Annotated in this window: 6 protein-coding genes and 1 pseudogene; 4 read left to right on the plus strand and 3 right to left on the minus strand. The window is 70.3% G+C overall.

Going from position 1 to position 7,297, the window contains the following annotated elements; all coding sequences use genetic code 11:
• The coding region (locus VFF46_RS33380) for an FAD-dependent oxidoreductase (RefSeq protein WP_325041234.1) at positions 1 to 1,590 on the plus strand (1,590 nt) is incomplete at its 5' end.
• 199 nt (positions 1,591 to 1,789) lie between these two features.
• Positions 1,790 to 3,022 (plus strand): FAD-dependent monooxygenase, encoded by a 1,233-nt coding sequence (locus VFF46_RS33385; RefSeq protein WP_325041235.1) that lies wholly within the window; start codon positions 1,790 to 1,792, stop codon positions 3,020 to 3,022.
• Here the strand turns inward: VFF46_RS33385 and VFF46_RS33390 are convergent.
• Positions 2,972 to 3,562, minus strand: coding sequence for a TIGR03086 family metal-binding protein (locus VFF46_RS33390; RefSeq protein WP_325041236.1), 591 nt, complete (start codon positions 3,560 to 3,562; stop codon positions 2,972 to 2,974). The two genes, VFF46_RS33385 and VFF46_RS33390, sit on opposite strands and share 51 nt — an antisense overlap.
• A 123-nt stretch (positions 3,563 to 3,685) precedes the next feature.
• The gene (locus VFF46_RS33395; RefSeq protein ID WP_325041237.1) at positions 3,686 to 4,264 is read right to left on the minus strand and encodes an HhH-GPD-type base excision DNA repair protein; all 579 of its coding nucleotides are present in this window, start codon (positions 4,262 to 4,264) and stop codon (positions 3,686 to 3,688) included.
• Positions 4,265 to 4,300: 36 nt separating this feature from the next.
• Between VFF46_RS33395 and VFF46_RS33400 the strand changes: the two genes are divergently transcribed.
• Entirely contained in the window at positions 4,301 to 5,200 is a 900-nt protein-coding gene (locus VFF46_RS33400) for a GntR family transcriptional regulator (protein ID WP_325041238.1), read from the plus strand.
• 6 nt (positions 5,201 to 5,206) lie between these two features.
• On the plus strand, positions 5,207 to 6,103 hold the full coding sequence (locus tag VFF46_RS33405) for a hypothetical protein (RefSeq protein ID WP_325041239.1): 897 nt from the start codon (positions 5,207 to 5,209) through the stop codon (positions 6,101 to 6,103).
• A 317-nt stretch (positions 6,104 to 6,420) separates the two neighbouring features.
• Here VFF46_RS33405 and VFF46_RS33410 read toward each other — a convergent pair.
• Positions 6,421 to 7,158, minus strand: a pseudogene (locus VFF46_RS33410) (NAD-dependent epimerase/dehydratase family protein); the annotation flags it as partial.
• Between the last annotated feature and the right edge of the window lie 139 nt (positions 7,159 to 7,297).

Consider the following 7,297-nt stretch of genomic DNA (forward strand, 5'->3'; position numbering starts at 1 on the left):
AAGCAGATCACGGCGTACGTCGACTGCGCCGCGCTCGCCCGGGAGGCCGGGTACGACGGGGTCGAGATCATGGGCTCCGAGGGGTACTTCATCAACCAGTTCCTGTCCGAACGGACGAACAAGCGCACCGACCGCTGGGGCGGGACCGCGGAGAACCGGCGGCGGATCGCGGTCGAGATCGTCCGGCGGACCCGGGAACGGGTCGGCAAGGACTTCCTGATCATCTACCGGCTGTCGATGGCGGACCTGGTCGAGGGCGGCCAGAGCTGGGACGAAGTGGTTGCACTGGGCAAGGAGATCGAGGCGGCCGGTGCGTCGATCATCAACACCGGGATCGGCTGGCACGAGGCGCGGGTGCCGACGATCGTGACGTCCGTACCGCGGGCGGCGTTCACGTCGGTGACCGCCGCGTTCCGGCCGCACGTGAACATCCCGGTCGTGACGTCGAACCGGATCAACCTGCCGCAGGTTGCCGAGGAGGTGCTGGCCCGTGGTGACGCCGATCTGGTCAGTATGGCCCGCCCGTTCCTCGCCGATCCGGAATGGGTGCTGAAGGCAACCACCGACCGGGCCGACGAGATCAACGTCTGTATCGCCTGCAACCAGGCGTGCCTGGACCACGTGTTCGCCAAGAAGAAGGCGAGCTGCATGGTCAACCCGCGGGCGGCCCGGGAGACCGAGCTGCAGCTGCTGCCGACCCGGCGGTCGAAGAGCGTCGCGGTGGTCGGCGCCGGTCCGGCCGGGCTCGCGGCGGCCGTGACGGCGGCCGAGCGCGGGCATCGGGTCGAACTGTTCGAGGCGGCGGACGAGGTCGGCGGGCAGTTCGGCATCGCGCGACGGATCCCGGGCAAGGAGGAGTTCGCCGAGACGATCCGGTACTACCGGCGGCGGCTCGACCTCACCGGCGTCAAGCTGCACCTCGGCCGCCGGGCCGGTGCCGAGGATCTGGCCGGGTTCGACGAGATCGTGCTCGCGACCGGCGTCGTACCGCGGGTGCCGGCGATCCCGGGGATCGACCATCCGAAGGTGCTCTCGTACGTCGACGTGGTGCGCGACGGCAAGCCCGTGGGGGATTCCGTCGCGGTGATCGGGGCGGGCGGGATCGGGGTGGACGTCAGCGAGTTCCTGACCAGCGCGACGTCGGATCTTGAAGGGTGGAAGGCGGAGTGGGGCGTCGGGGATCCGACCGAGTTGCCGGGGGCGCTCGCGGTGCCGCGGCCGGAGCCGTCGCCGCGGAAGGTGTATCTACTGCAGCGCAAGGACGGGAAGATCGGCGCCGGGCTCGGGAGGACGACCGGGTGGGTGCACCGGGCGGCGCTGAAGAACAAGCAGGTCGAGCAGTTGCGCGGCGTGAACTACGAACGCATCGACGATGAGGGCCTGCACATCACGTTCGGCCCGAAGCGCGAGAAGGCCCGGATGCTGGCGGTGGACAACGTGGTGATCTGCGCGGGCCAGGAACCACTCCGGGAGCTGGTCGACGCACTGGCCGGTCGCTCGGTGCATCTGATCGGTGGTGCCGACGTCGCGGCCGAGCTGGATGCGAAGCGGGCGATCGAGCAGGCGACTCGGCTCGCGCTCGCGCTCTGAGCACCCCGGATCCCCAGGCCATCACAATCGCGTGTTGCCCGCAGCTCCGCCGCGCACGCGGCGCGCGAGCGGCGGATTGTGATGGCCTGGGGATCCGCCCCTAGTGCACTCATCTCCCGTGCACTAGTGCGCGCTGGCGTCCAAACCTTCAGGTAGTGCACCGTGTACGGCGTACGCGCACTAGTTGAAGGGGACTGAGATGAAGACTGTGCTGATTTCCGGGGCCGGGATCGCGGGGCCGGCGGTGGCGTTCTGGTTGCGGCGGTTCGGGTTCGCGCCGACGGTGGTGGAGGTCGCGCCGGGGCCGCGGCCGGGTGGACAGACCGTGGACCTGCGCGGGGTGTCCCGGGTGGTGGCCGAGCGGATGGGGTTGCTGCCGGGAGTGGCCGAGCGGCAGGTGCACGAGCGCGGGCTCGCATACGTGAAGGCCGACGGGCGGACGGCCGCGGCGATGCACATGGAACTGCTCGACGGCGCCGGACCGGTCGCCGAGATCGAGATCCTCCGGGGCGACCTCGCCGAGCTGCTGGCCGCGGCGGCGAGTGACGTGGAGTTCGTGTACGGCGACTCGATCGCGGCGCTGGAGCAGGACGCCGACGGGGTCGAGGTCAGCCTCGCGAGTGGGGCCGGCAGGCGGTTCGACCTGGTGATCGGCGCGGACGGCGTGCACTCCCGGGTACGGCGGCTCGCGTTCGGGCCGGAGGAGGAGTTCGTGCAGCACCTCGGCGGCTACACGTCGTACTTCACGATCGAGACGCCGGAGAACCTGGACGACTGGATGAAGGTGTACACGGCGCCGCGTGGTCGCTGGGTCGCGCTGCGGCCGGACCGCGACCCGCGGTACGCGAAGGCGCTGCTGAGCTTCCGGTCGCCGATCCTGACGTACGACCGGCGCGACGTCGCCGCCCAGAAGCGGCTCGTGCGCGAGCGGTTCGAGGGCCTCGGCTGGCACACCCCGCACGTCCTGAACGGCCTCGACGCGGCCGACGACTTCTACCTCGACACCACCAGCCGCGTCGTCGTACCGGACTGGTCGCGCGGGCGGGTCGCGCTGGTCGGTGACGCCGGGTACTGCGGTTCACCGATGGCCGGCCACGGTACGGCGTTGTCGCTGGTCGGGGCGTACGTACTGGCGGGGGAGCTGGCCGCGGCGGACGGCGATCACGTCCGGGCGTTCCCGGCGTACCAGCGGCGGATGCAGGCGTACGTCGCGCAGCGGACGGAGCTGCCGCCGGGCGGGATCAAGATGGCGATGCCGATGTCCGCGTTCGGGATCGCGTACCGGGACTTCGTCCTGCGGGTGATGACGTCACGGGTGATGTCCGGCGCGCTGGCGAAGATGGCGGGCGGGACGCCGGACAAGATCGAGCTCCCGCAGTACTCAGTCGAGCGGGGAGACCCACTCCGGGTTGCGGCCGAGGAGGCCGAGTAGCTGGTCGAGGTCGGGGGCCGTGCCGGAGACCTTGACGCTGCGCTCGAACGCGTACCCGGGGCCGCGGTTCGTGTTGGTGTCCGGGATCCGGCGGGCCAGGAGGAGGGCCTGCTCGACCATGTCCGGCGGCGGCTTGTACGGGACGTCGATCGCGCGGGCCAGGTCCCAGGCATGCACGATGCAGTCGAGCTGGTGGAAGGTCAGCGCGATCCGGCGCGGGAACGAGCCGAACTCGCGGACCTCCACCAGCCGGTCCAGCGCGCCGCCGTCGGCGAACGCGTCCGCGACCTGCACGTTCGAGCGGCGGTAGGCACCCGACGGGTTGTCGGCCAGCCGGCCGCCGTTCCAGGTGTGGACGGAGGCGGACCCGTTCAGGGCGGCCGCGGCGAGGCCTTCGTTCTGGCTGACCAGGTGCCGCATCAGCCCGCGCACGGTCCAGTCCGGGCACGGCGTGGGGAACCACAGCTGCTCGGTCCGGACCTGCATGACAACTTCCCCGAGCACCGCCCCGGCCCGGCGATCCAGATCCCGGATGTCCATCCGCGCTCCTCCCGTTGCCTTAGCAACCATAAGTCAGCATCGCTGACTTCGCAGGGAATCGCGTGGACTACAAGGGACATCCCGCGCCGGCCTGGAACAGATCGGGCGCAGGTGTCGCGCGAATCAGCCCTTCGCGGCGGCTTTCGCGGCCTTCTTGAAGTTGCGGACCTCCATCAGCGAGGTGGCGTCGGTGACGTCCGCGATCGAGCGCCGGGAGCCGCGGTCGCCGTAGTTGCCGGCCGCCTCGCGCCAGCCCTTCGGGGCCACGCCGCGTTGCTTGCCGAGCAGCGCGAGGAAGATCTTCGCCTTCTGCTCGCCGAACCCGGGCAGCGCCTTCAGCCGCTTCAGCACCTCGGCGCCGTCCGGCTTCGGGCGGCCGGCGAGCCAGATGTTCGCGGCGTCACCGTCGTACTTCTCGATGATCTCCTGGGCGAGCGCGTGCACCCGGCGGGCCATCGAGCCGCCGTACCGGTGGATGGCCGGCGGGGTGACGCTGAGCTCGACGAACGTCTCCAGGTCGGTCGCGGCGATCTTGTGCAGGTCGAAGCCGTCCATCCGGTTCGCGATCTTCAGCGGGCCGGAGAAGGCGTGCTCCATCGGGTACTGCTGGTCCAGCAGCATGCCGACCAGCAAGGCGAACGGGTCGTCGTTGAGCAACTTGTCGGCGTCCGGATTGCCGGTGAGGTGCAGTTCGCGCAGCATGCCGCCTATCTTGGCACGGGATGTTCGGGAGGTTGGATGACGGAAGCGCCGTACCAGGTGATCGCGGCCGCGCTGCGGCGGCGGATCCAGGCGGGGGAGTTGCTGCCGGGCGACCGGGTGCCGTCGACGCGGGCGCTGACCCGGGACTTCGGGGTGGCGATGGCGACCGCGACCAAGGCGTTGCAGGTACTGCAGGCCGAGAGGCTCGTCCACGCGTCGCCCGGGGTCGGGACCGTCGTCGGTCCGCCGCCGCGCGCCCGGCGTACCGCTGCTGCCGACGACGGCGTACTGGATCTGAACCGCGACGAGGTCGTCCGGACGGGCATCGCGATCGCGGATGCCGAGGGGCTGGCGGCGTTGTCGATGCGGCGGATCGCGACCGAGCTCGGGGTGTCGACGATGGCGCTCTACCGGTACGTCGGCGGCAAGGACGCGCTCGTCGTACAGATGGTGAACGAGGCGATCGGGGAGTTCCCGCTCGGCGAGGTCCCGGAGTACTGGCGGGACGCGGTGGCGTTGGTGGCGCGCGTGCACTGGGCGGCGTACCGGAGGCATCTGTGGCTCGCGAGCGCGATCAGTCTGAGCCGGCCGCAGTTGGTGCCGCGGCTGCTGCCGCACACGAACGCGGTACTCGCGGCGTTGCGCGGGTTCGACAAGCATGCGGCGATGTCGACGATGATCAGCCTGTTCGCGTACGTGCGTGGGATCGCGCTGGTGATGGAGTCCGAGGCGCAGGCCGAGCAGGACACCGGGGAGACCGCCGACGAGTGGGTGGTACACCAGACGGACCAGCTGTCCGCGATGATCGCGGCCGGCAACCTCGGGGCGTTCCAGGAACTGCTCGCGGACGGCTTCGACTACGACTACGACCTGGACCAGCTGTTCGAGTTCGGACTCGGGGTATTCCTGGATGGGCTCGCTGCCCGGCTACGCTGAGTGGTGATGACTTCTCCGGAGGTGGCGATGGAGCCTGTGTTCGCGCCGGATGTTCCGGTGGGCGTACGCCGGTTGTACGAACGCAGGCCGGAGTTGTTCGTCGCGGCCGACGCGCCGCGGCCGAAGCGGCAGACGTCCTGGTCGGCGGCGCCCGGGAACACGTTCGGCACCTTGCTGGTGTGGATCGCGGTCTGTGTCGGCGGGTGGATCCTCGCGCTGATCATCATGGCGGCGACGTTGCCGACCGCGGTCGCGGCCTGGGGAGCGGTCGGGCTGGCCGGGGTCGCCGTACTCGCGACCGGCGGGATCCTGGCGAAGTCGGTGGTCGAGGACCGCGGGCACAAGGCGGTCCGCAAGCAGCACCGGAAGTACCTGCTGCCGGAGGACTTCGACAGCGAGGCCGGGTGGTTGCTCGGCCGGGCGCAGCGTGCGGTCAAAACGGTGCTCGAGGCAACGGTCACGCGGCGCGGGCTGCTCGACGACGTGAAGAACGAGCTGGTACTGCCGGAGCAGCTGTGGGACATCGCGCAGGTGCTCCGCGAGCAGACGGTCCTGCGCGCCCGGCAGAAGGACATCGCCGGTGGTGCGAAGACCGCCGAGCTGGACGCCGTACTCGGGCCGCAACGCCGCGCCCTGGCGCTCTCCGTCGAGGCGATCAAACGCAAGGTCGACCTGCTCGACCAGTACGCCGACCGGGTCCGCTCCGCCGATGCCGCCCTGCGCGCCGAAGCGGCCCTCGAGGACGGCGACCGCTACATCGAACTCCTCGCCCGCACCGAACCCGCCGGCGACACCTCGGTAGTGGAAGGCTTCACCGACGAGGCAACAGCCCTCAAGGACACTCTCACCCGGTCCATCAACGCAGCAAGAGACGCCGGCCGAACCCTCGCCCTCCCCGAGTAACTAGTACTCGGCGAGGAGTTGCTGTTCCTGTTCGGGGGTGAGCCGATGGCCAGTTCGGGTTCACCGCGGGCCTTGTCCCAGTGGAGAACGTCTTCGACCGTCGTGCGGAGCGGAGTTACCGGCATGCCGGCATTGCGGGACTTGGCGGGGTTTCGGCGGCGTTCGCCCCATTCGGACTCGGGGTCGATGAGGGGGAAGCGGGGTGGGACGGCGTCGTGCGGGACGGGGATGATCTCGGCGGTGCTGCCGGAGAGGTCGGCGGCGGTTTGGATGAGGTCCGTGATGGTGGAGTCGGGACCGACCGCGTTGTAGGCGCCGGGGCGAGCGTCGGTGATCAGTTGGGTGATGAGGCGGGCCACGTCGCGGCTGTCGATCAGTTGCAGGGGCGCCTCGGGCTTCGTCGGGAGGGCGATGCGGCCTCCGCGAGCGCCGCGGCGGATCCAGTAGAGCGCCGTACCGGAGGAGTCCCCAGGCCCCGTCACCCGCCCGGGGCGGACGAGCGTCGCGCGGTCGCCGTACCGCTCCACCACGTCGTCCTCACACGCGACCTTGCACGGCCCGTACGTCTCGTTCGTCAGTACGTCGGCATCCCGCAACGGCTCCCGCCGCGGTGCGGTCTCGTCCGTCCCGGCGGGCAGGTCGCGCACGTACACCGCATGACTCGACACGAACAGGTACCGCCCGACCCGGTCCCCGAGGACGTCCATCGCCTGGCCGACGTCCCGCGTCCGGAACCCGCTCAAGTCCACGACCGCGTCCCACTCGCCGGTTTTCAGCGCCGAGTAGTCCCCGCTCGCCCGATCCCCGACGAGCTGCGTCACGCCGGGCGGCAGCGGCGTACCGCTCACGCCGCGACTGAACGACGCGACCTCCGCGCCCCGCGCCAGTGCGTCGTCCACGACCGCACGCCCGACAAACCCGTTCCCACCCAGAATCAGTATCCGCACAACCGCCCAACATAGCCCCGCTTCCGGCCTGCCGCGACCGGATTGATCGACAACCGAATGAGCCTGTAACACGTCTGAACAGGTGAGGTGCCGGTCTGTACCGCACACTGGAGACGAGGTGTGGATCGGGGACAGGGGAGCCGATGGGGAGTGCGCGCGCGACGGCGAGGCGGCCGCGGTCGATGCCGAAGTTGCTGGGGTTCACCCTGCTGGGCGCAGTGCTTCCAGGACTCGGACTGATCGTCGG

Origin of the sequence: Kribbella sp., assembly GCF_035655035.1 — a bacterium.
GTDB lineage: Bacteria > Actinomycetota > Actinomycetes > Propionibacteriales > Kribbellaceae > Kribbella.